Source organism: Salinimicrobium marinum (assembly GCF_014651535.1).
GTDB lineage: Bacteria > Bacteroidota > Bacteroidia > Flavobacteriales > Flavobacteriaceae > Salinimicrobium > Salinimicrobium marinum.
The window spans coordinates 1-1,300 of sequence record NZ_BMXB01000046.1; the positions used below are offsets into that span (position 1 = coordinate 1).

The 1,300-nt window shown below is 37.5% G+C and carries 1 protein-coding gene; it reads left to right on the top strand.

Annotation, left to right across the window (positions count from 1 at the left end):
• Positions 1-122: 122 nt before the first annotated feature.
• On the top strand, positions 123-1,286 hold the full coding sequence (locus tag IE056_RS18280; RefSeq protein WP_189606429.1) for an IS4 family transposase: 1,164 nt from the start codon (positions 123-125) through the stop codon (positions 1,284-1,286).
• Positions 1,287-1,300 lie beyond the last annotated feature (14 nt).

A 1,300-nucleotide genomic window follows, 5' to 3' on the forward strand; every position in this document is an offset into this window, starting at 1 on the left:
CATTAGTGTCCATTAAAAATTTTTAAATGTTCTTTGAAATTACTGATAATCTATACTTTACAAGCCTAATTGGCACGTGACGATTTGAATTGATTAGGTTTAGCCTCTAAAATTTGGCGACCATGAATCAAGGAAAATACGTTTTCTCCCAATTGACAGGATATTTACCCCAACGGGTTTTTGATGGGTTTGTCAAAAAGCATGCTGGTAACAGGTATGTGAAACATTTTACTTGCTGGAACCAACTACTCTGTATGCTATTCGGTCAGCTGACTAATCGAGAAAGCCTCCGAGACCTAATCGTTGCACTTGATGCTCATAGTGGAAAATCATATCATCTTGGATTGGGCAAAAATGTTACCAGAAGTAACTTTGCAAAAGCCAATGAAGTTCGCAGCTCAAAAATTTTTGAAGATTTTGCCTATCATCTGATCGCTATAGCCCGGGAATTGCATTCTAGTGATGATTTTAAAATCAAAGGAAACATTTATGCCTTTGATTCCTCCACCATAGATCTTTGTCTAAATGTCTTTTGGTGGGCAAAATTTCGCAAGGCAAAAGGAGGAATTAAACTTCACACCTTATATGATGTAAACACTCAGATACCAGCCTTTCTGCATATTACCCCTGCTAATGTTCATGACGTGAAGGCAATGGATGAGCTGCTTTATGAAGCAGGTGCCCACTATATATTTGATCGTGCATATCTTGATTACACTAGGTTGTACAAAATAGAACGTTGCTCAGCCTACTTTGTGGTTCGGGCAAAATCGAATACCAAATTCAGGCGGATGTACTCTAATAAAGTCGATAAGCTAACTGGGATCCGATGTGACCAGATTGGAAAATTAAGTGGTTTTTACACCTCCCAGGAGTATCCACAAAAACTTCGCAGAGTCAAATATTATGATAAGGAGTCGAACCGAACCTTTGTCTTTTTGACAAACAACATGAAGGTTACTGCAGAGGAGGTTGCTTTACTGTACAAAAAAAGATGGCAGGTGGAACTTTTTTTTAAGTGGGTAAAACAACACTTGAAAATAAAATCTTTCTGGGGAACATCTGAAAATGCCGTAAAAATCCAGATTTATTGCGCGATAAGTGCTTACTGTCTGGTCTCCATTGTGGCAGATAAACTGAAATTGAAACGTTCAACCTACGAAATATTACAGGTTTTGGGCATCTCATTATTAGATAAAACCCCTATAAACGAGCTTTTTATGAATATAGATTATAGTAATGTCAAAGAACTTGATTATAACCAACTGTCACTCAGTCTCTTTTAACTGGACAGTACTGA